Origin of the sequence: Kitasatospora sp. NPDC056273, assembly GCF_042268845.1 — a bacterium.
In the GTDB taxonomy this organism is placed as follows: Bacteria; Actinomycetota; Actinomycetes; order Streptomycetales; family Streptomycetaceae; genus Kitasatospora.
In genome coordinates this window covers 1-22398 of record NZ_JBHJSJ010000087.1, presented here as the reverse complement: position 1 = coordinate 22398, position 22398 = coordinate 1, and the positions used below count along the sequence as shown (strand labels likewise).

The 22398-nt window shown below is 74.6% G+C and carries 15 protein-coding genes and 1 riboswitch; of the genes, 5 read left to right on the top strand and 10 right to left on the bottom strand.

The genetic code is table 11. The features are described 5' to 3' along the window. Window positions 1-66: 66 nt before the first annotated feature. The 4 genes from ACFCY1_RS39280 to ACFCY1_RS39265 all read right to left on the bottom strand — a co-directional run bounded on the left by ACFCY1_RS39280 (window position 67) and on the right by ACFCY1_RS39265 (window position 9179). Window positions 67-4932 (bottom strand): hypothetical protein, encoded by a 4866-nt coding sequence (locus ACFCY1_RS39280; protein ID WP_375877620.1) that lies wholly within the window; start codon window positions 4930-4932, stop codon window positions 67-69. A gap of 513 nt (window positions 4933-5445) precedes the next feature. Beyond that, window positions 5446-6591, bottom strand: a complete 1146-nt coding sequence (locus tag ACFCY1_RS39275; protein WP_375877619.1) for a serine hydrolase domain-containing protein — start codon at window positions 6589-6591, stop codon at window positions 5446-5448. Window positions 6592-6831: 240 nt separating this feature from the next. Then, window positions 6832-8184 carry a cytochrome P450 gene (locus ACFCY1_RS39270; RefSeq protein ID WP_375877618.1) on the bottom strand — a complete coding sequence of 451 codons (1353 nt, stop codon included), beginning with the start codon at window positions 8182-8184 and terminating at the stop codon, window positions 6832-6834. Next, window positions 8184-9179 (bottom strand): hypothetical protein, encoded by a 996-nt coding sequence (locus tag ACFCY1_RS39265; protein WP_375877617.1) that lies wholly within the window; start codon window positions 9177-9179, stop codon window positions 8184-8186. Before ACFCY1_RS39265 ends, ACFCY1_RS39270 begins: the two co-directional genes overlap by 1 nt. A 320-nt stretch (window positions 9180-9499) precedes the next feature. Here ACFCY1_RS39265 and ACFCY1_RS39260 point away from each other — a divergent pair, with 320 nt between their 5' ends. The 3 genes from ACFCY1_RS39260 to ACFCY1_RS39250 all read left to right on the top strand — a co-directional run bounded on the left by ACFCY1_RS39260 (window position 9500) and on the right by ACFCY1_RS39250 (window position 14452). Further along, entirely contained in the window at window positions 9500-12280 is a 2781-nt protein-coding gene (locus ACFCY1_RS39260) for a BREX system ATP-binding domain-containing protein (protein WP_375877616.1), read from the top strand. 61 nt (window positions 12281-12341) lie between these two features. Further along, window positions 12342-13310, top strand: a complete 969-nt coding sequence (locus ACFCY1_RS39255) for a helix-turn-helix domain-containing protein (protein ID WP_375877615.1) — start codon at window positions 12342-12344, stop codon at window positions 13308-13310. 86 nt (window positions 13311-13396) lie between these two features. Beyond that, window positions 13397-14452: a helix-turn-helix domain-containing protein gene (locus tag ACFCY1_RS39250; RefSeq protein ID WP_375877614.1), complete on the top strand. Its 1056-nt coding sequence runs from the start codon at window positions 13397-13399 to the stop codon at window positions 14450-14452. A gap of 23 nt (window positions 14453-14475) precedes the next feature. Here ACFCY1_RS39250 and ACFCY1_RS39245 read toward each other — a convergent pair whose 3' ends face one another. The 6 genes from ACFCY1_RS39245 to cobF form a co-directional block, all read right to left on the bottom strand. Continuing rightward, entirely contained in the window at window positions 14476-15411 is a 936-nt protein-coding gene (locus tag ACFCY1_RS39245) for a VOC family protein (protein ID WP_375877613.1), read from the bottom strand. Window positions 15412-15466: 55 nt separating this feature from the next. Beyond that, window positions 15467-16204, bottom strand: coding sequence for a YoaK family protein (locus ACFCY1_RS39240; RefSeq protein WP_375877612.1), 738 nt, complete (start codon window positions 16202-16204; stop codon window positions 15467-15469). Next, complete coding sequence (locus ACFCY1_RS39235; protein ID WP_375877611.1) at window positions 16185-16709, bottom strand: DoxX family protein; 525 nt, start codon at window positions 16707-16709, stop codon at window positions 16185-16187. The genes ACFCY1_RS39240 and ACFCY1_RS39235 overlap by 20 nt, the downstream gene beginning before the upstream one ends. A gap of 57 nt (window positions 16710-16766) precedes the next feature. Then, complete coding sequence (locus ACFCY1_RS39230; RefSeq protein WP_375877610.1) at window positions 16767-17429, bottom strand: hydrolase; 663 nt, start codon at window positions 17427-17429, stop codon at window positions 16767-16769. A gap of 72 nt (window positions 17430-17501) precedes the next feature. Next, window positions 17502-19385: an amidohydrolase gene (locus ACFCY1_RS39225; protein WP_375877626.1), complete on the bottom strand. Its 1884-nt coding sequence runs from the start codon at window positions 19383-19385 to the stop codon at window positions 17502-17504. Window positions 19386-19632: 247 nt separating this feature from the next. Continuing rightward, complete coding sequence (cobF, locus tag ACFCY1_RS39220; protein WP_049653339.1) at window positions 19633-20391, bottom strand: precorrin-6A synthase (deacetylating); 759 nt, start codon at window positions 20389-20391, stop codon at window positions 19633-19635. A 118-nt stretch (window positions 20392-20509) separates the two neighbouring features. Then, window positions 20510-20650, top strand: a riboswitch (cobalamin riboswitch). 97 nt (window positions 20651-20747) lie between these two features. On the opposite strand from cobF, the gene ACFCY1_RS39215 reads away from it, so the two are divergent. After that, a complete protein-coding gene (locus ACFCY1_RS39215) occupies window positions 20748-21839 on the top strand; it encodes a prenyltransferase/squalene oxidase repeat-containing protein (protein ID WP_375877609.1) in 1092 nt (363 codons plus the stop codon). A gap of 29 nt (window positions 21840-21868) precedes the next feature. Next, entirely contained in the window at window positions 21869-22348 is a 480-nt protein-coding gene (locus ACFCY1_RS39210) for a hypothetical protein (protein WP_049653340.1), read from the top strand. The last annotated feature ends 50 nt before the right edge of the window (window positions 22349-22398 follow it).

Below are 22398 nucleotides of genomic sequence, written 5' to 3'. Positions count from 1 at the left end.
CCCGATGGGCCCGCGCGGGTCGGAGGCGAGGGGGCTGCGCGCGACCGGGTGCGGCCGGAGGGCGGTTCAGGAGGCGGGGAGGCGCTTGCGTCGCCCGGCGGGCGCCGCCGTGCGTTTGGCGGGCGTCGTGCGCTTGGCTGCGGCCCGGCGGGGCTTCGCGTCCGTCGGGCGAGGCGCGGTGCGGGAGGTCCGTGTCGTACGCGGGGGCGTGGTGATGCGGCCGACCTGCGTGCGCTTCTCAGGGCCCGGAGGCTGGAGGGCTTTGCCCGTCCCGTCCTTGACCACGGGCATGGCCACCAGAATGACGGCCGTGGTGGCCTTCCCGACCAGGGTGAACGTCTGCTCGGCCACCGGCGCGAGCGCGGGGACGACGAAGACGACGGTGAGGGATTTCCCGTCCTCGGACGGGGTGACCTTGGCGACGGTGGATCCGTGGTCGGGGACGAACCCTTCGCCCGTCACGGTGACCTCGAAGGTGGCCCCGCGTACGGTGCTCTGGCCCGTGTTGGTGAGGTTCCAGACGTAGGTGACGTTGTCGCCGACCAGGGGTGCGGGGGGAGAGACCGTCGTGGTGATCGCGACCTGCGCGGTGCTGCCGATGGGCACGGGGTCGCTGCCGGAGGCCAGACCGGTCGTGGTGCCGACGGTGGCGGACCGGGTGACGGCGGCCTTCGGGCCGGCCGGGTCGGGGGAGACGGCGACCCGTACGGCGATCTGCGCGGCCTCGCCCGGTGCGAGCTCTCCCACGGGAACGGTCCACCGGCCGGGGTGCGCCGGATCGACGGTGCCGCTGCGCGGGGCGGTGTCGACGGTGGCGTCCAGGAAGGCGAAGTCCTTCGGGAGCGTCAGGACGAACGAGGTGTCCCGGGCGCTGGAGGGCCCGTCGTTGCCGAGGGACCAGACCAGGACGCTCTCGCCGCCGGCGGTGACCGGGTAGGGGAGTTGGAAGGCGCTGATCCGTACGGTGCTGCGGACGGTGACGTTCAGCCGTGCGGTGTGGATGACCGGGCTCGCGCCGTCCGCGAAGAGCAGTGCGGTGACGGCGAGTGGATCGGGGCCTTTCGCCGTGGTGGCGGGAGCTCGGGGCGACACCCGGCAGGTGACCCGCACGGTCTGCTTCCCGGTGGCGAGGCCGTCGAGGCCGAGGGTGAGGTGTCCGTCGCTCTGCGACAGCGAGGACGGGGCCTGGCCGTCGATCAGGGCCTCGGTGACGGTGAGCTCCGGGGGCAGGGCGACCTGGAGGGAGGCGGGGCCGGTGGCGCAGGTGCCGGTTCTGGCGACCGTCCAGGTGAACGGGACGGTGGCACCGGCATCGAAGGTGCGGAGGTCGGCGGTGTCCGGGTCCGGGGTGAGGGTCAGGACGGCGTCGGAGTCGATCTCGATCCGCGCGGCCGCGTCGGCCGGAGTCTGCCCCTCCTCCTTGACCACGGCCCGTCCGCTCACCGTGCCCGGCGCCCGGGTCAGGTCGTCGGCGGTGGTGGTGCCGGTGGCGGTCACGGTGACGGACAGGCCGGGCTTGAGGTCGGGCAGGGATGTCGGACTGGCCTGGACGGGCGCCTTCCTGCCGTTCGAGACGGTGATCTTGGGATTGCTCAGTTCGGGTGGCAGCGTGAGGTCGGCGACGGCGCCGGAGGCCACCGACGGGCCGCGGTTGACCACCGTCCAGACGAGCGAGGCATGTTCGCCCACCGTCACCGGGCTGGGGGTGCCGATGCCGTTGAGCGTGAGCGCGCTCGCCCGGGTGACCTGCACCGAGCCGATCCGGCCCGTGGCGTCGGCGGTGTCGCCCGCCTTGGCGGTGGCGGTCACGGCGGGGATGTCCTTGGCGGCCGGGTCGACGAGGGCCGTGACCGTGACCGTGCGCTGCTCGCCCGGCTTGAGATCGATCGGCGGCCACTGGACCCTTCTGCCGTCCGACGTCGCTCCGCCGTGGGAGGAAGTGCGGTAGGTGAGGGAGGCCGGCAGGCCGGCGGTGAGGTCGATCTTCTCTGCGGCGGGCCCGCCGGCGTGGGCGAGGGTCCACACGTAGGTCAGGTCGCGCCCGGCGACCACCGCAGGCGGGACAGCCTCGCCGGTGAGGCTCAACGCGACCTTGACCTCGGCCGTCAGGGTGTTCTTGGCGTCGGCGGCGTCGGTGGCCTGGGCGTGGGCGGTCGCCTCCAGCGGGCCGGCGGCATCCTTGCGAACGGTGGCGGTGGCCTCGAAGGTCAGCTGCTGGCCGTTCGACAGCGTGCCGAGGGAGTCGAAGACGAGCTGCCGCTTCGGCTCGTCCCAACGTGCCGTCTGCGATCCGCCTTCGGTGACCAGGCCCTTCGGGTCGGACACCTGGTCGGGCATGGTGATCCGGACGGTGAGCCCGGACGCGTCGGAGGGCCCCTTGTTGGCCAGCGTCCAGTGGTAGGTGATCCGCTTTCCGGCGTCGGCGGGGTTCGGGGTTACCGCCCCGGTCAGGTCCAGCTGGGACGAGGCGCGGGCGGTGGCCTCGGCGGTCTTCCAGGCCGGGCGGGCCTGTGCGGAACAGGCGTACGCTCGGGCGGGCAGCGAGCCGGTGGCACCGTCGTCGACGAGGGTCTTCACCGAGAAGTCCTGGGTCTTGCCCGGGGCGAGCGAACCCAGGTAGCCGATGATCATCTTGGGGGTGGGGGTAGCGGGCAGCCCGTGAACCTCCGTCGGCTTGACGTCGGCGGGCAGGGTGATCGACACGTAGATGTTCTTGGCGGTGACGTTGCGACCGGTGTTCTTGAGGGTCCAGGAGTAGGTCAGGAACTTGCCGGGGTCGACCGTTTCCGGATCGGCTTTCGCCTTGGTGAACTTCAGTGTGGTGGTCTTGTCCTTCTCGTCGTCGTCATCGTCGTCCGACTCGTCGTGGTCCTTTCCGCTGCCTTCGCCGCCGAACGGGGGCGGGAAGCCGAAGGGCCCGAAGTCGAAGGGGAATCGGAAGTTGCCCTTCCCCTGTTTGACGGGGATGGTGATGTCCTTGCTGGTCGCCTCGGTGGAGCCATCGCGGGTGAACAGGCCCGTGACGGTGAGCTTGTCGTCTCGCGTGTGGCCGACCGTCGTGACGACCGTGAACCATCCGCCGGCCTTGCCGGGCGCCAACTTCTCCTGAGGATAGGTGGCTTGCTGGCCGTCGGCGAGGCTCAGGGCGCTCGGCAGCTTGACCGTACGGGTCACGTTGCGGGCCAGGGACGGACCGGTGTTCCTCACATTCCAGGCCAGGGCGAGCTGGTCGCCTTCCTGGACCGTGTCCGGGCTGAACCGGGTCTCGATGATCTCGAGTCGGTCCTGCACCGCCACCTGGACCGTGGCCGGTGCCTCGGGCGTTCTGGCCGGCTTCCCGGTGCGGGGGTCGAGTGTCTGCGCCTCAGCGCCGGCCTTGAGGGTGAGCGAGCCGCGAACCTCCGGGGCGGGCCAGACACGGAGGGTGAGGTCGGCCGGGCAGTTCGGCGGGAGGGGGCCCAGATCCCAGCTGATGTCCGTGCCCTTGACAGTGGCTGTCGGGGTGGCGGACACGAAGGTGGCGCCGGGCGGCAGGGTGACCCGTGCGGTGACGCCGGTCGCCGTGGAACTTCCCTTGTTGGTGAGTGTCCACCGGAAGGCAGCGGGGTGGTCACGGTCACCCGCCACCACCTGGGCCGGGTCGGTGGCTTCGGCGCGCAGCGACAGCACGGCCTCTGCGGTGGCGGTGACGGTCGCCTCGGTCGCCGGGACTTTGATCGGCTTCTTTGTCTTGGCATCCAGGGTCGTGGCGGAGGCCTTCGCCGAGGCGGTCAGCGGGCCGAGGGCCCCGGGGCCGACCTTCGCGGTGACGGCGACGGACGTGTCGCCGGACTCGACCGGGGGCAGCGCCCAGCTGACGATGCCGCCCTTCTGGAGCGTGCCATGGTCGGTGGCGGAGACGAAAGCCAGACCGTCCGGCAGCGTCGCGGTGACGGCGAGGCCCCGGACGACGGAGGGGCCCTCGTTGTGGAAGGTCCAGGTGTAGGTGACCTCGTCCCGCCCGGCGACCGTCTGCGGGGGGACGGCGGCCGCTGTGCAGGTGAGCGTGGCGAGTTCCTGGACCTTCAGGGTGACGGGTACCTGCGGGGTGGTCGCCGGACTGCCGGAGCCGTCCGGCCTGCTGAACGTTGCCACGGCGGTGGCGACCAGGGTGTCCCGCGTGGTCGGGGAGGTCTTCGCCTTGACCGTCACGGTGCGCGACTGGGGTGGGTCCAGGTAGCCGAGCTGCCAGAGGATGCTGCCATCGGCTTGTAGGGTTCCGCCGTTGTCGGCAGAGTCAAAGCGCACCCCGGCCGGAGGGGTGGCCCGTACGCTCACCATTTCTGCGCTGGACGGTCCTCTGCTCTCCACCTTCCAACGGAAACTGACGGGTTGATCTGCCGGCACCGTGTCGTCGGCGGGGTCACCCGTCAGGGAGAGGTCCACCTTCGACACGGGGTCCACGATGGTCTGCCGGTTTGGCGTCGCGTCGGCGGTGTGGACACCGAACAGGACACCCAGGGGGATGCCGGCGTTCGGCGCGATCTGCACGGTGAGGGCCGCCACGGCTTTCTCGCCATGCTTCAAGGGCGGCAGCTTGTGCTCCGGGGCGCGCTTGTCGTCGATGGTGAAGTCGACTTCGCTCAGACCGTACCCCATGTCGTACTCGCAGACGGCGGAGGTGACGTTGTCGGGCCCGAGGTTCGTCACCGTCCAGGAGAGGACCGCCTTCTCGCCCGCCACCGGTTCGGGAGGCTGCACGGTGCCCTGGCTCAAGTCGAGCGTGGCGTTCTCGAGGACGGTCCCCTTGCTGTCCGAAGAGCCGGGGTCGATGTGGGTGTCGTCGCCGAGGAACTCCGCCTTGACCGAGGCATCGGCGACCTTTGCCTCGTCCGTGTCGCCCGCTCGCCGCCGGGCGCTCGCCGTTCTCTTGGTGGCTGTCGTACGTGCCATCGTCCTGCTGCTCCTCGGTGTGGACTGCTCAGCGGGAAGGGGTGACCGGAAGCCGGTGGGGAACGGCGGGTGGGCACGGTCCTTCGCTCCGGCCGGGCGGGTTCTGATGGGCAGCGCCGGCCGGCGTCCCGCCTCAGGTCCGTTCGAGCCGGACCGCTGCTGCGCCATGGCGGGGACGCGGGGTCTCGCTCCGCAGTTGTCACTGTACGAATCGTGTGCGGATTCCGCCCGGCGGGAGCGTCCGCTCGGATCGTTGCCCGGTCCGGGTTCCGTCCGGCGGACCGGCTGAGGGCGTGACGCCGGACGGCCAGGACCGGCTCGCCAACGAGGCGTTCGAGTGCGCCGACCCGCTGAGGCTGATGCGGCCCTTCGGCATCGCGGAGCTGCCGGGTAGACGGCCTCCGGCCCGGAGCGGGGGAGTACCCCGTCCCGGGCCGGAGGCCGGAGCCGCGGAACCATCGGTGCGTACGCCGGTGTTGTCCGGGCGCAGCGGCCTGAGCGGCCTGAGCGGCCTCAGCGGCAGAGGGCTGCTTCGACGACGTTCTCGACGTGCCTCAGGGCGGCCTTGTCGGTCGGGCGGGAGGTCACGGCGATGTTGGCCGCGGTGCTGCCGTCCTCGGTGACGCCGCCGCGGGTCTCGTAGCCGGGGAAGCTGCCGCCGTGGCCCCAGTAGAGGCCGCCGCAGGGCAGGGGCCTGCTCACGAGGCCGAGTCCGTAGGCGGCGCCGGGGCCGACGGCCTCGGCGGGGACGGTCTTCTTCATCTCGGCGAGCTGGGCGGGTGGGAGGAGGCCGCCGTGGAGGAGCGCGGAGAAGAAGTGGTTGAGGTCGGAGTTGGTGGAGATCATCTGGCCGGCGGCCCAGCCGAAGGAGGGGTCGGTCGCGGTGACGTCCTGCTGGGGTGCGTCGGGGGTTTCGCGGTAGTAGCCCTTGGGGTGGGGCTCGCGGATGGTCGTGTCGCCGGGGGTGGGGAAGTAGGTGTGGCGCAGGCCAACGGGCTTGACGATGCGGCGGTCGATCTCCGCCGCGAGCGGGCGGCCGGTGACCCGTTGGACGATCAGGCCGGCCACGAGGTAGTTCGTGTTGCTGTAGTTGAACCGGTCGCCAGGGGCGAAGTCGGCCTTGAACCGCAGTGCGTTGTCGAGGAGGTCGCGCGGCTCGTAGTAGTGGAACGAGGCATCACCCCGCAGGTACTCCGGGAGCCCGCTGGTGTGCTGGAGGAGCTGGCGGACGGTGATGTTCCGCCCGTCGATGCCGTCCCCGCGGACGAGGCCCGGCAGGTACGTCTCGACGGGCGCGTCGAGGCCGATCTTCCCCTCTCCGACCAGCTGGAGCACGACCACCGCCGTGAACGTCTTGGTGTTGCTGCCCATCCGCACCTGACCGTCGACCGGGACCTTCGCCCCGGTGGCCAGGTCACCCATCCCGGCGGTGTAGTTGCGGGCTCGGCCGTGCCCCTTCTCGACGTTCGCCAGCGTGCCGACGATGCCGTCGTCCCGCACCAGTGCGTCGAGGCCCTGCTGGACGGTGTCCGGCTTCGGTGCCGCGAAGGCCGCGGACGGGGCCAGCACCCCCGTCGTCAGGGCACCGACGGCCATCGCGGCCACCAGGACCTTCCGGTGCCGGGACGGGTGGACGGTCTGCTGCGCCTGATTGCGCATGCATCAACTCCGGTTGCTTGTCGAGGAAGCCGGCGGGTCACGCCGCTGCCCCAACCCTCTCCGGAGCGGACCACCTGCGACGATGCCGCTACCCACCCGGTCGTGGGTGGGGTTATCCCCCGGTATCCGCAGGAATGACGGGTTCACGGCAGTACGGCCACCGCCACCACGTCCGCCAGCCGGTCGTCGTACCCGGGCACCGGGGCCTGCCCCTGCGCGCACGCGCCGGCCGCCGGCGGATCACCGGGGTTCGGCGACGAGCAGCGGGCCGCGTGGGCGGACGGTGGCGGCGGTGGCGCTCTCCCGGAGGGGGGTGGCCGTGGCCGGGCTGAGGCGCAGGCGGGCGAGGACGGCCGCGGTGACGACGAGCATCTCGGTCCAGGCGAAGGACTCGCCGACGCACTTGTGCCGGCCCGCGCCGAAGGGGATGAACAGCCTGGGTGGGGCGTGGCCGGCGGACTGGCGCCAGCGGTCGGGGTCGAACCGCGACGGGTCGGGGTGGAGCAGCGGGGAGCGGTGCAGCGCGGTCGGGCTGAAGAGGAGCTCCGCCCCCGGGGGCAGGACGACGCCGCCGTACCGGAGGGGCTCCGTCGCCCGGCGCATCAGGATCCAGTTGGGGGTGTGGAGGCGGAGGGTCTCGCTGATGGCGTGCCCCGTGCGCTCCAGGAGCGGCAGGTCGTCCGGGGGCACGGCACCGTCGGGGGCGACGGCGCGCACCTCCTCGCTCAGCTCGTCCTGGAGGTCCTGGTGCCGGGCGAGTTCGTGGAAGAGCCAGGCGAGTGTGGTGGCGGTCGTCTCGGTGCCGGCCAGGAGCAGCGAGACGGCCTCGTCCCTGACCTGGGCCGGTGGCATGGCGAGGCCGGTCTCCTCGTCGCGGGTGGTCAGCAGCAGGGAGAGCAGTGTGCCGTCCGGGTCCTGGTGCGGGGCGGCGGCCTGATCGACGATCTCGTCCACGGTGGTGCGCAGGTCCCGGACCGCCGCGTCGAAGCGCCGGTTGGCCGGTACGGGCAGCTTCTCCAGCAGTGGCGACGGGTAGAGCGCCCGCTGGACGAAGCCGGTGAGGACGACGGGCACGGCCCGGTCGATCCGGGTCTTCTGGGCGGCGCTCAGGCGGGTGGCGAACAGTGCCTCGACCACGATGTCCCGGGCGAGTCCGTGCATCCGCGGCTCGATCGGCGCGGGCCGCCCGGTCTCCCAGCGGGACACCGCGGCCGCTGCCAGCCGCGCGGCCAGGGCGGCGTACCGGCGGATGCCGTCGCGGTGGAAGGCCGGTTGCACCAGGCGCCGCTGGCGGAGGTGGAACACGCCCTCGGAGATGAACAGGCCGTTGCCCAGCAGGCCGCGGGCCTGGTCGAAGACGAAGCCCTTCTCGGTCCTCGCGGCGTCCTGGACGAGCAGCCGGTGGACCAGCCCGGGGTCGGTGAGGACGTGAACGGGCCTGCGCCACAGGTGGATCCGCACCACCGGGCCGTGGTCGGCGAGCGACTGGAGGAACGGCACGGGGCGGGTCAGCAGCGGGAGCAGGTGGCCGAGCAGGGGCAGGTGGCCGGGCGCGCGCGGCGCGCTGCCGGGCGGGGCGGCGTCTTCGCGCATCAGTGCCTCGCCGCGGGGGACGGCACGTCGAACCGGGAGCTGCCGCGCGACCAGTCGATGTGCCCGCGCAGCCACAGCCCGAGGCTGCGGGCGTACGCGGAGGCCGCCTCGCTGCCGTCCGTGCGGACGGTCCGGCTCAGTTCGACGAACGCGCGCATCTCGGCGTCGCGCATGGCGACGGCCGACCGTCGGGCCTCGGCCGGGGAGCAGCGGTGGTGGCGGGCGAGGACCTCGACCAGGTTGTGGCGGCCCTGGCCGCCGGCGGCCTCCTTGGCGTGGGAGTACAGGTCGTTGTCCCAGCTCACCAGGTTCGCCGTGAGGTCCCTGAGCCTGCGCAGCGACGGTCCGTCCGCCTCCGCGGCCGGCACTTCGTCGCCGGCCGCGAGGTCGACCAGGGCGAGGCAGGTGTACGTCGCCCCGGCGTGCCGGCGCATGGCCACGTACTCGGCCAGGCCCGGTACGGTGCCCGCCTCCCGGTTGGCGGCCTCCCACACCTGGGCGGAGAGGTAGTCGCGGACCGTGCACTCCCACCGGAACAGCTGGGACGGCGAGGCCTGCGCGGCGACCCGGTCCCGGATCTCCCGCAGGGCCGTCGCGTAGGCGCCGGCCGGTCCGGGCAGCCCGTCGCCGGGCGGCTCGGGGTCGACCACCCGGGAGAGGAGCGCGGTCGTACGGGCCAACGGCCCGGGGGCGGCGCCGCGTTCGCGGTCCTCGCAGTACCCGTCGTCGAAGGCGAAGAGCCAGACGTACCAGTCGGACAACAGGCGCAGCATCCCGGCGGAGACCTCCGGGTTGGTCCGCGCGGCCAGGTGGCCGCTGCGCTGGCGGCCGATCCGGTCGGACTGCCGGTGGCGCCCGTCCAGCAGCCGGTGGCGCGCCAGCCAGTCCAGGCTCTGCCGGTCGGCCTGCTCGGCGTGGGGGTTCGTCAGGGAGGGGAAGGGGCACCACAGGTCGTCCGGGGCGCTGGGTGGCTGCCCGTCGCGGGGATCGGTCATGGGTGTGTCGGCCTTCATCTGGTGTGGGGGCGGTCAGTTCCGGAAGGACGCGGTGAGGTCGGCGTGGCCGCGGAAGGTGAGGCGGTCGCGGCGGACCGCCGGGCCGGTGCGCCGCATGACGCTACGGCGGCGGGAGCCGGGGCGGTTGCGCGTCCGTGCACGGGGGATGGCCCGGGAGGGAACCGGCGGGCCGGCGGCGAGAGCCGGGGCTGGGCACGCTGCGCGCCCGGAGCGGTACCCGCCGTAGTGCCGGGGCGGGTTGACGGATTGTAGCCTTGGGTGCCCGGGGAGTGGGCGGTGAGAACCCGAGGGGGACGAGAGTGGTGGACGGCGGGCGGGTTCCGGTCCTGGTCGGCCGGCAGCGGGAGACAGAGCTGCTGACGGCGGCGCTGGTCCAGGCCGTGGACGGTGCGAGCGGTTCCACGGTGCTGCTGCGCGGTGAGGCGGGGGTCGGCAAGAGCACACTGCTGGCCTGGGTGGAACGGGCGGCGCGCGAGCGCGGGTTCACCGTCCTGCGCGCGGTCGGCTCCGAGGCGGAGACGGACCTCGCGTTCGGCGCCCTCCACCAGGCCTTCTGGGCGCCGCTCCAGCGCTCCACCGCGCTGTCCGAGCACCAACGGGAGGCCCTGGAGAGCGCGTTCGGCGTCCGCCCCGGCGCCCCGAGCGGCCTCGCCGTCGGTGCCGCCGCGCTGGCCCTGCTGGAGGAGGCGGCGCGGGCCGCCCCCACGCTGCTCCTCCTCGACGACCTGCACTGGATCGACTCGTCGAGCGCGACCGTCTACGCCTTCCTCCACCGGCGCTGCGCCGAGCAGCGGGTGGTGATCGTCGGCGCCACCCGCCCGGACGGGCCGGCCGCCCGGCTCTGGTCCGCCGAGGCCGTTGACGTGCGGGCGCTGCCCCGGACGGACGCGGCCCTGCTGCTGGGCTCCCGCTACCCCGAACTCGCCCCGCCCGCCAGGGACCGGGTGCTGGCGGAGGCGGCCGGGAACGCGCTGGCGCTGGTGGAGCTGCCGCGCCAGCTCGCGGCCGCCCAGCAGCGCGGGGCCGCGCCACTGCCGGAGCGGCTGCCGCTGGGGCGGAAGCTGGAGCGGATGTTCACCGAACGGCTGGGGGCGGTGCCGCCGGAGGCCGGCCGTCTGCTGCTGCTCGGCGCCTTGGCCGCCAGTCCGGACTTCGGCAGCGGCGAGTGGCTGAGCGCGGTCGCGGACGAGAACGCGCGGGAGATCCTGGAGCGGATCGAGGCGGACGGACTGGCCCGGCTCGACCCGGCCGGGCAACTGGTGTTCCGGCACCCGCTGGTGCGCACCGCCGTCGTCTCCGCGGCCTCCGACACCGCGCGCCGCGAGGCGCACCGCGCGCTGTCCGACGCGCTCGCGCCGGGCGACCCCCGGCGGCTGGTCCACGAGGCCGCCGCCGCGCTGCTGCCCGACGAGGACCTCGCGCACCGCCTCCAGGAGGCCGGCCGCGACCTCGCCCGGCGCGGCGGCGACGCGGAGGGCGCGCTGCTGCTCGAACGCGCCGCCACCCTCAGCCCCAGCTCCTGCGAGCGCGCCCGCCGGCTCACCTGGGCCGCGGTGATGTCCGCCCACGGCGGGCAACTGCGGCACACCGCGGCCCTGGTAGAGGACCTGAAGGCCAGCACCGTGCCCGAGGACGTCGCCCCGCTGTTCGCGTACGCGGTGGTCTACGTCGACCAGAGCCACCACGTCGACTTCGAGTCCTCCTCCGCCCTGCTGCCCGCGGCCCTCGACGCGCTGACCGCGCCGGGCGCCGAATCCTTCGGCGGGCTGGTCGAACAGGCCTACTTCAAGCTCCTCCTGGCCGCCAGCTACACGGACGACCCCTGGGCCTGGCAAGCCCTGGAACGGCACCGGGAGAACGTCTCCGAGGCGGGCAGGCTCTGCCTGCGCGCCTGGACCGACCCGGGCCCGGACACGGCCGCCGCGCTCCGGGCGGCGGCCGCGGACCTCAGCGAGGAGCAGGAGGCCGGTGCGGCCTGGCTCCTGCTCTGGACCGCCTCGGCGCTCGACTGCCCCGAGGGCGACCTGTGGCGCCGCTTCACCGGGCTGCACGGCTACGCCACCCAGGGCTCGGTCGCCAAGGCCAGGTGCCACCAGGACTTCCTGCTCGGACAGTGGGACCGGGCGGCCGTCTGCCTGCGCGAGGCCGGGATCGCGGAGGAGCTCGGCTACCGCACCAACGCCCTGGTGTTCCGCCTGTACCACGCCCACTTCCTGGCCGGCCGGGGCGACGAGGACGGCCTGCGGGAGATCGAACAGGCCGTCCGGCCGACCGCCACCCGCGCCCGGATGCGGTACGTCCTGGACCGCCTGAGCCACCTGCGCGGCCTGGCCGCGCTCGCCCACCGGCGCTACGAGGAGGCGTACGCCCACTTCTGCGAGCTCACCCCGCCCGGACACCTGCCCGGCGGCCGGCCCTGGCACCACACGCTGGTCCTCGACCTGGTGACGGCCGCCGTGCACACCGGCCGGCACGAGGAGGCCCGGCAGCACCTCGCGGCCGGACGCGCGGCCCGCTCGGCGGAGATCTCCGGCCGGCACGCCTTCCTCTTCGCGGCCGCCACCGCCCTGGCCGCCGACGACGACGAGGCCGACGCCGCCTACCGCGCCGCGTACGCCGTGCCGGGGGCCGAGCAGTGGGCGTTCGACCTCGCCCGGCTGCGGCTCGCCCACGGCGGGTGGCTGCGCCGGCGCCACCGCCCCGGGGCCCGGGAGCCGCTGCGCGCGGCCCACCACGTGTTCCGCCGCCTCCGGGCGGTGCCCTGGGCCCGGTGGTGCGAGGAGGAACTGCGGGCCGCCGGGGACTCCGCGGCCCTGCCGCCGGCCGGACCGGCCGGGCTGACCGGCCTGACCGGCCATGAACTGCGCATCGCCCGGCTGGCCGCGACCGGCCTGACGAACAAGGAGATCGGCCGGGAGCTCCAGCTGTCGCCCCGCACCGTCGGGGCCCACCTGTACCGGATCTTCCCGAAGCTCGGCATCACCTCGCGGGCCGCGCTCGCCCACGCTCTCGACGGCGGCCGACCGGTCGGGACGGCGCTTCCTCCGACCGCTGTCGAACCAGGCAGTCAGATGACCTAACGGGCCGTCGCCGTCGAAGTCCAGGCTGAGTCGCGCAGGGCTTCGACGGGAGGGCGGTCAGATGGGTGTGCGGGGGACGGCCGGGGCGGTCGTGGACGAGGGGAAGGCCGCGTTCCGGGGCGCTCCGGCGGCGCCGGTGCCGGTGGGGGCGCACCCGCTCACCGGGCGGCCGTTCGACGGGCTCCCGGTGTCGCACCGGCTCGGCTACGTGCGGATCTCCACCCTGGAAGGAGACACCGCCCGGTTCTCCCGTAGCGCCGACCTGATCGCCCCGGCCCCGCGCACCGAGCCGCGGGTCGGGGTCGGGGTGCAGGAGTCCGGCCGGGCCGTGCTGGAGCAGGACGGGCGCCGCGCGGAGGTGCCGCCGGGCGGGCTCGTCCTGTACGACGCCGGGCGGCCGTTCGCCGTCGAGTACCCGGGGCGCTTCCGCACCCACCTGTTCCAGCTGCCGCGCCGGCTGCTGGGCGTGTCGGAGCGCGACCTGCGGTACGCGGCGGGTACGGCCGTCGGCCCGGCGGACGGCTGCGGGCCCGTGCTCGGGCCCTTCCTCGGCACCCTGGCCGCCTCCGCGCACTCCTACCCCGGCCCGGTCGGGGACCAGCTGGCCGGGCGGGTCGCCGACCTGGTGAGCGCGCTGGTCGTCCAGCTGGCGGCGGACGGCCCCGGAAGTGTCGGCCCCGACGGCCCGAACGAGCACCTGGTCCGGCGGGTGCGGGAGTACATCGACCAGCGGCTGGGCGACCCGGAGCTGACGCCCGAGCGGATCGCGCACGCCCACCGGATCTCGGTGCGGTACCTGCACCGGCTCTTCGAGCACGAGGGAGTGACGGTGAGCCGGCTCGTCCGGCAGCGCCGCCTGGAGGCCTGCGCCCGCGAACTGGGCCGCCGCGGCCGGACCGCCCCGACCGTGTCGGCGGTCGCCCAGCGCTGGGGCTTCGTCAACCCGGCGCACTTCAGCCGGGCCTTCCGCGCCGCCTACGGGGTCTCGCCGCGCGACTGGCGCTCGCCCGGGAACGACGGGGCCTGCTGACGAGCCGCCGAACCAGCACGACTTGGGCCACCGCCGCCGAGGCGCAACCCGGCGCGGTCGGGCCCGCAGACCGAACAGGAGCACAGATGTCCGTCGTCCCGTCCGCCGTCCTCGACACCGCCGGTGTGCCGGCCGCCGACCGCGCCGAGTACTGGCACGAGGCGGTCTCCCGTACCTTCATCCCGCTCGACGTCGTCCTGCGCGAGGACGCGCCCGCGCCCGCGACGATCACCAGCCACCGGCTGGGCGCCGCCCAGGTCTCCCTGGTCCGGGCCGGCCCGCAGCGGGTCGAGCGCAGCGCCCGGCTGATCGCCCGCGGTGGCGAGGACCACCTCACCCTGGCGCTCCAGCACCGCGGCACCGCCCGGCTGCTCCAGGACGGACGCCAGGTGGAGCTGCGCCCGGGCACCTTCGCGATCTCCGACGCCGGGCGGCCGTTCACCAAGGACCTGCCGGAGCCGTTCCTCTTCACGGCCTTCCACTGGCCGCGCTCGGCCGTCGGGGTCGCCGAGGAGGACCTGCGGGTGCTCACGGCGACGGCCTTCGACACCCGGGAGGACGACACCGCCCGCCTGGTGGGTGCCTACCTGGACTGCCTCTCCCGCTCGGCCGGGAGCATGGAGCCGCCGGCGGCCGCCTGGCTCGCCACCACGGCGCTCGACCTGCTCGCGGTGCTCGCGCACGAACGCCGCGGCCGGTCCGTACCGGAGGCGCCCGAGGCGGCCCTGGCCACCCTGGCCCGGATGAAGGACCACATCCTGCGGCACCTGGGGGACCCGGAGCTCTCGCCGGAGCGGATCGCCGAGGCCCACCACGTGTCCGTGCGGTACCTGCACAAGCTGTTCGGCTTCGAGGGGGTGACGGTGACCCGCTGGATCCGGCGCCAGCGGCTGGACGCGTGCCGCCGGGACCTCGCCCGTACGGCGACCCGTTCGGCGGCCCGTCCGGCGACCGGTCCGACGGGTGGCCCGGCGACCGTGGCGGCGGTCGCCGGGCGGTGGGGCTTCGTGAGCGCCAGTCACTTCAGCCGGGCCTTCCGGGCCGCCTACGGGGTCTCGCCGCGCGAGTGGCAGGCGTGCGCCCGGGCGGGCCTCGCCCAGGGAGGCGCGGCCCGGCCGGAGGGGTACGGCATCGCGGTGTGACCGCCCCCGTGCCGGGGCACCGGTCACCGGTCGCCGTGCAGCTCCGCGACGTAGCCGCCGGGGAACCGCACCATCGCGCTGTCCCGGCCGTCTGCCCGGACCGGGCCGGACAGCACCGACGCGCCGGCGGCCTTCGCCCGCTCCAGGGTGGCGCCGAGGTCCGCCACGCCGTAGCCGGTGAGCTCCCGGCCGAACGGGTACGGCAGGTGGCCGTCCGTCACGGCGACCGTCGTGGTGCCGAAGCCGGAGGTGAGGCGCAGCAGCCGGTAGGCGGTGCCGGGCAGTCCGATCGCGGCGCCGTCGGCCCGGCGGTCGTCGGAGACGATCCGGCCGTCGGTGAAGGCGAGGAAGCTGCGCAGGAAGGCGCCCACCGCGTCCGGTGACAGGTAGAGCCGGTTCTCCGGCACGCTGGCGAGCCCGGGGTAGGAGGGCGGGGTGGTGTGGACGTACAGCTGGGCGTTGACGCCGCCGGGGAACTGGACGACGGCGTCCCGGCCGATCGGGTCGGCGAACGGGGCCACGGTGACGGCGGCCCCGTCGGCGCGGGCGGCGCGGACCGCCTGGTCGAGGTCGGTGACCAGCCAGCCGGTGCGCTCGGTGCCGAAGGGGTACGGGACGGGCGTGGTGTAGTCGAACACCGAGAGGGTGCCCACCGGGGAGACGACCAGTTCGGAGAGCGTCCGGCTGGGCGTGGGGGTCACCTGGGTGGCGTTCGGCCCGATCGTGCTGCCGCCGAAGGTGGCCACCCAACTGGCCGCGAAGGCCTGCTCGGTGCCGGGCTCGACGTACACGTGGGTGGAGTCGTACTGGGGGCCGACGGCGAACTGCCGGTGCCCGGCGGTCGGCGCGGCCTGGGTGCCCTGGGCGGGCGCGGCGGTGGGGACGGCCGCCAGCGCGGCGACCGCCGCCACCAGCGGGACCAGGCGTCGGGTGAGGCGTCGGGTCAGGGGGCGTTGCACGGGGGTGACCTCCCGGTCGTGGTCGGTGCGGGTGCTCGGAGTGTCGGTGCGGTGGTCAGGCCGTCGGTGCGGCCCAGGGCGCGTCGGGCCCGTGGGCGGCCGAGAGCCGGTGGGCGGCCAGCGCCGTGCCCAGGAGCAGCAGGGCGGCCAGGGCCAGGGCCGTGGCGGTCCGGCCGTGCAGGACCAGGACCGCGCCCGCGAGGCCGCCGAGCAGCATCGCCAGGGCGGAGAGGATCCGGCGCCCCGGCCGCGGCGCGGTGCCCCCGGCCGGGGCCGAATCGGAGGCGAGGCCGGTCAGGGTGAGGGTGAGGACGGTGGTGGTCAGGTCGGGTACGGCGAGCCGCCGGGCCACCGCGTTCTGCAGGCCCATGCCCAGGCCCAGCAGGACGATCAGGGCGTAGCGGGCGCCGGCGCCGTCCGCGAGCGCGGCGGTGACGGCGGCGCCGGCGGTCAGGGCGGTCTGGACGCAGGCGGTCAGGGCCAGCAGACGCCCGCGGTGGTCGGCAGACCGGCCGGCGAGCCGTCCGCCGCAGAGCGCGCCGGTCAGGAAGGCCGCGAGCGAGACCAGCGAGGCCGTGGCCGACAGGCCGGAGGCGCCCGCGAGGGCGAACCCGAGGAAGACCACGTTGCCGGTCATGTTCGCCACGAAGACGTGCCCGAGGCCGAGGTAGCTCACCGCGTCGACCACGCCGGTGGCCACCGTCAGCAGCAGCATCAGCGGCGGCAGCGGTCCGTGCCGGTCGGTGCGCGGCGGGGCGAGCGTCCGCAGGGCGTCAGTCAGCAGGGCGCGCAACGGCGGTGGCTCCTTCGGGCGTGGCCGGGCGGTGCAGGACGGCCCGGGTGAGCAGTCCGCTGGCGGGGCCGAGCACGACGGCCGCGGCGGAGATCCAGAGCGGCCAGGCGGTCAGGCCGACGGCGTGGTCGACGGACCACCGGCCCGGGCCGGTGAGGGCGAGCGCTCCGGTGACGACGACCAGGACCAGCGGGTACTCGTAGCCGTCGTCCTGCACCCAGAGCCCGTGCGGCAGTTTGACGGTCATCGCCACCGTCATCACCCCCATGGCGACCATGGCCGCCGGCGGGGTGAGCGCGCCCAGGGCCAGGAACAGGCCCGAACCGATCTGCCCGGCGCCCGCGGCGAGCGCGGTGGGCGTCCCGCCACGGAAGCCGTCGTGGCGGAACTCCGCCGTCCCGCCGGCGAGGCCGTGGCCCCCGAGGCGGTGGCTCACCTTCTGTACTCCGTGCCCGGCGATGAGCAGGCCCACCACCACGCGGAGGATCAGCAGTCCGGTATCCATCGTGTCCTGTTCCTGGTCCCTGGTCCCTGGTTCCTGTGCTTCTCGTGCGGTGCCGGCTCAGCCCGCGGCGTGCTCGCCGAGGAAGGCCTGGGCGTAGACGATCCCGAGGCCGTACGCGCCGCCGTGCTCCTTGACGATGTCCGTGACCACGCCGTACGTCTCCGTCCGGGCCCAGTCACGCTGGAGTTCGAGCAGGACCTGCACCCAGGTGACGGGCACCGCACCGGCCTGGGTCATCCGCCGGACGGCGTGCTCGTGGGCCTGCGGGGAGACGCCGCCGGAGGCGTCGGTGACGACGTAGACCTCGTAGCCCTGGTCGATCATGGACAGCACGGGAAGGACCAGGCAGACCTCGGTCCACAGCCCGGCTATCACGACCTTGCCGCGGCCGGTGGCCTTGACCGCCTCGACGACCGCCTCGTCCTCCCAGGCGTTCATCGAGGTGCGGTCGAGGACCTCGGCCTTGGGGAAGACCGCCGCCAGCTGCGGCAGCAGCGGGCCGGAGAAGGACTCGGCGGCGACGGTGGTCAGGACGGTCGGCACGTCGAAGGCCCGGGCGGCCTTGGCGAGGCCGACGGTGGCGTTGACGATCGCGGTGCGGTCGCCGCTGCCGGTGCCGAAGAACATCTGCGGCTGGTGGTCCACGAACAGCACCACGGCGTTGTCGGGGGTGAGCAGGTCGGGGCTGGGGGTGGCGCTGACCTGGGTGAGGTCGACCATGACGGGGTTCCCTTCGGTGCGGTGGGACAGGGCCCTTCGCGCGGTGGTCCGCGTGAAGGCGGGGCAGGTGGATCAGAGGAGGAAGCAGGGGTCGAACGGCGTTCCCTGCTCGGCGGCCAGGCCGCGCGCGACCCGCCAGCGGTGGTGCAGCCCGGACTCGGCGACGGCCTCGCCGAGCAGCTCCGCCTGGCGGGCGCCCGTGCCGGGGGCGGGGCGGGCGGGCTGGTAGCCGCCGAAGTGGGCGACCGGGCTCCAGCCGGGGCTGACCGGCGGGAGCTCCTCGTCCATGCCCTCGTACTCGGCCGCGGCGTGGACGATCCGGCCGCCGACGACGGTCAGCACGGACTCGATGGACGGGATCTCCGGCTCCGGCACCGTGAAGTAGTCCTCGGACAGCACCGCCAGGTCCCCGTAACTGCCCGGCCGCAGCACGCCCTTGACGTCCTGCTCGCTGGTGAGGGCGGCGCCGGCCGTGGTGTACATCGCGAGCGCGGTCGCCCGGTCGACCCGGTTCTCCGGGGGCCGGATCGCCAGGCCGCCGACCGTACGGCCGGAGACCAGCCAGTGCAGGGCGACCCAGGGGTTGTAGGAGGACACCCGGGTGGCGTCCGTGCCGGCGGCCACGGTCAGTCCGCGCGCCAGCATGGCGCGGACCGGCGGCGCCTCGGCGGCGGCAGCGGCGCCGTACCGGCGGGTGAACACCTCGCCCTGGAAGGACAGCCGGTTCTGGACGGAGAGCGAGCCGCCGAGCGCCGCGATCCGGTCCAGGCTGTCCGGGGAGACGGTCTCGGCGTGGTCGAAGAGCCACCGGTTCCCGGCGGGGAAGAGCCCCTCGGCGGCGAGCCCCTCGAACACCGCGAGGTCGCGCCGGATCGTCTCGTCGTACGTCGCGTGCAGCCGGAAGCCCCAGCCGTGCTCGGTGAGCAGGCGCACGGCCTTGGCGAACTCCCCTTCGTAGGCGTTCAGTTCGGGGCGCGGCTCGGCGAAGTTCTCGAAGTCGGCGGCGGCCCAGGTGAGGTTCTCGCCGGCGCCGTTCAGCCGCAGCCACTCGTCGCCGTCCCCGGGCCGGACCGTCTCGACCCAGCGGGTGAGGTCGTCCAGCTCCTGGCCGGGGGTCTGCGGGAACAGGTGGTAGGCGATGCGGAGCGAGAGCAGCCCGTCGCGGGCGAGTTCGGTCACCGTGGCGTAGTTCTCCGGGAAGCTCTGGAACCCGCCGGCGGCGTCGATCGCGGAGGTCAGCCCGAAGCGGTTCAGCTCGCGCAGGAAGTGCCGGGTGGACGTCCTGCGCTCCTCGCCCTCCAGTGTCGGGGCCTTGGCGAGCGTGGAGTAGAGGACCAGGGCGCTCGGGGCGGCCAGCAGCATGCCGTTGGGCTCGCCGCCGCGGCCCCGGACGATCTGGCCGCCCTTCGGGTCCGGGGTGTCGCGGGTGTAGCCGACGGCGCGCAGCGCGGCGCGGTTGAGGACCGCCGACTGGTAGAGGTGGAGGACGAACACCGGGGTGTCCGGCGCCGCCTCGTTCAGCTCGGCGGGGGTCGGCAGCCGCCGCTCGGCGAACTGCTCCGCCGACCAGCCGCCGACGACCCGCACCCACTGCCCCCGGGGCGTCCGGGCGGCCTGCTCCCGCAGCATCGCCAGGCCCTGGCGCAGCGACCGCACACCGTCCCAGCGCAGCTCCAGGACGTAGTTGAGGCCACCGCGGATCACGTGCAGGTGCGCGTCGTTGAGGCCGGGCACCACGCGGCGGCCGAGCGCGTCGACCACCACCGTGGACGGGCCGACGGCCGGGGCTATGTCCGCGTCGTCCCCGACGGCCGTGATCAGGCCGTTCCGGATGGCGAGGGCGCCGGCCTGCGGGCGGCGGGCGTCCCCGGTGTGGATCCGGGCGTTGCGGACGACGACGTCGGCGGCGTGTTCGGTGACGTTCTCCGTGCGGGGGACCAGCCCGCCGACCGGCATTGCAGGCACCTCGACGGCCTCCAGTCATGGGTTCGGGCCGCCGCCCGGAGCGGGCGGCGGCGCGGCGCGGTCGAGCCGGACGAGCCCAAGAGGCTGTCCTGTTCGCTCTCATGACGGAACGTTAGGCAGTGGCATGGTGTCGGAGTTGGCCCACAGTGCACCGGCACCGGTCCGGGAGCGCACCGGCCGGGCGCGAGGGCGGTGTCCGAGTGTCGGCCGGGGGTCGAACCGGGGCGGCGCCCGCCGGTCAGCTCTCGGAGCGCCGCAGCAGGTAGGTGTCCATGATCCAGCCCTTGCGCGCGCGGGCCGACTCGCGCAACTCGCTGATCCGCGGGGCGGCTTCGGCCAGCGGACCGGCGACGAGGATCTCGTCGGGGGTGCCGAGGTACGCGCCGTAACGGATCTCCAGCCCCTCCGGGTCGATCCCGGTGAAGGCGGCGCGGCCGTCGAGCATCACCACGACGTCGTCCACGTCCTCGGGGAAGCCCTCGGCCAGCCGGCGGCCGGTGGTGATCTGCACCGGGCGGCCGACCCGGGTCAGCGTGCTGCGGTGGCGGGCGGCGAGCGCGGAGACGCTGCTGATGCCCGGGACCACCTCGTAGTCGAAGCCGACGGCGCCGCGGGCCAGGACGTCGTCCACCACGGCGATGACGCTGTCGTAGAGGCTCGGATCCCCCCAGACCAGGAACGCGCCCGTCTCGCCCTCACCGAGGTGCTCGGAGAGCAACTGCTCGACCAGGTCGGCCCGGCGGACGCGCCAGTCGTCCACGGCGGCCGCGTACGCGGGGGTGGTCCGGTCCCGCTCCGCGTCCGGCGCCTCGACCACCCGGTGGCCTGGCCGGCCGTGCTCGGCCAGCATCCGGCGGCGCAGCCGGATCAGGTCCTGCCGGTCCTCGTTCTTGTCGAGGATGAAGAAGACGTCCGTGCGGGCGAGCGCCTTGACCGCCTGCAGGGTGAGGTGGTCGGGGTCGCCCGCGCCGATGCCGATGACGAAGATGTGCCGCATGGGAGGCATTCTGCCGTCCGGGACGCCCTGGTCGCGTCGGCGGCCGGGAGGGGCGCGTCCCGATGTCGGGCGGCGGCCACCGTGATGTCACGTTCGAACCCTTGACCGGATCTTTTCCGTATCGCCATGATGGGCCGTCATGTTGTGACTCCGCCGCTGGGGGAAGTCCGGTTCGAATCCGGCGCTGGCCCGCAACGGTAGGCCGCCGGCTCCTGGTCGGAGGCGAGCCCGAGTACCCGTCGGCGGAGGCGTGTCGTCCCTCCTCCCGTCGTGGTCCGCGGGCCGGAGCCCCGAGGGCCGCCCCGGCTGTCGCCGCCGCCCTCCGGGCCCCTGCGCGCGGGCCCGGAAAGGCCACCATGCCCACGCTCCGCCGCACCCTCGGTCTGCTCGCGATACCCGCCGTGGCGCTCGCCACCGCACTCCCGGCGGTCACCGCCGCCCACGCCGCGCCCGTGAACGCGACCGCCGCCGCGACCTCGTCCCCGACGGTCCGTCCCGACGCCGCCGCGGGCGGCTGGCTGGCCCGCCAACTCGTCGACGGCGACCACTTCGAGTCCGTCTTCAACGGGACCGCCTACCCCGACCAGGGCCTCACCATCGACGCCGTACTGGCCTTCGCCGCCTCGCGCGGCTCCGACGAGGCCGCCGCGAAGGCCACCGCCTGGCTGGCGAAGCCCGAGATCATCGGCGGCTACCTCGGCGACGGCACCACCGAGGCCTACGCGGGCGCGACCGCCAAGCTGCTGCTCGCCGTCGAGGTCCGCGGCGGGGACCCGACGGCCTTCGGCGGCGTCGACCTGCCGGCCCGCCTGCGGTCGCTGCAGACCGCCGAGGGCCGGTTCTCCGACCGCTCCCAGTGGGGCGACTACAGCAACACCTTCGGCCAGTCCCTCGCCGTGATCGCCCTGCACCGCACGCCCGGTGGCGCCCCGGCGGCGGCCGTGGACTTCCTGGCGAACAGCCAGTGCGCGGACGGCGGCTTCCCGCTCTCCTTCGGCCAGGCCGCCTGCACCAGCGACGCCGACGCCACCGCGCTCGCCGTCCAGGCCCTCGCCGCCACCGGGCGCGCCGCCAAGGCGAACACGGGCCTGGGCTGGCTCACCGCCCACCAGAACGCCGACGGCGGCTTCGCGGCCGCCGGGGCGACCGCCTCCAACGCCAACAGCACCGGCCTGGCCACCCAGGCGCTGCTCTCCGGCGGACGCCTCGGCCCCGGCCTCAAGGCCTGGGGCCGGCTGGTGAAGCTCCAGCAGGGCTGCTCCGCCGACCCGGCGGTCCGCGGCGCCGTCGCCTACGACGCGACCGGCTTCAACGCGGGCACCGGCGCCCGGGCCACGGCGCAGGCCGTCCTCGGCCTCGCGGGCACCCCGCTGTCCACGCTCTCCGCCTCCGGGGCCGCCCCCGACGCCCCGACCCAGGCCTGCCCGCCGGCGCCGGCCACGCGCTGAACCACGCTGACACCGCGAGGAGTTCACCGATGAGCGACACCCCCACCCCGGTCCGCCCGGCCCGCCGTACGCTCGGGTCGATCGCCGCCGCGGCGGCCCTCACCGCCGGACTGCTCGGCGTCTGCGCCGTCCAGGCGCCGCAGGCGCGGGCGGCCGCCTGCGGCGGCACCACCGGCGTCACCGTCGTGGTCGACTTCACCGCCGTCGGCGGCGGCATCCAGACCGGCTGCGCGCCCGGCGACCCGGCCAGCGGCCTGGCCGCGCTCACCGGCGCCGGATTCTCGTACGCCTTCCACCCGCGCTACCCGGGCTTCGTCTGCACCATCAACGCCCTGCCGACGACCTGCACCAACCCGACCGGCAGCGCCTACTGGTCGTACTGGCACGCCCAGCACGGCGGCCCCTGGTCGTACAGCACCCTGGGCGCGGGCAGCTACGACCCGGCCCCCGGCGACGTCGAGGGCTGGTCCTTCGGCGCCGGCGCACAGCCGGGCACCACCGCGCCCTGACAGGCGGAGGGCCACCGGCGCCCCGGCCCCTTCTCCGGAAGGGGCCGGGG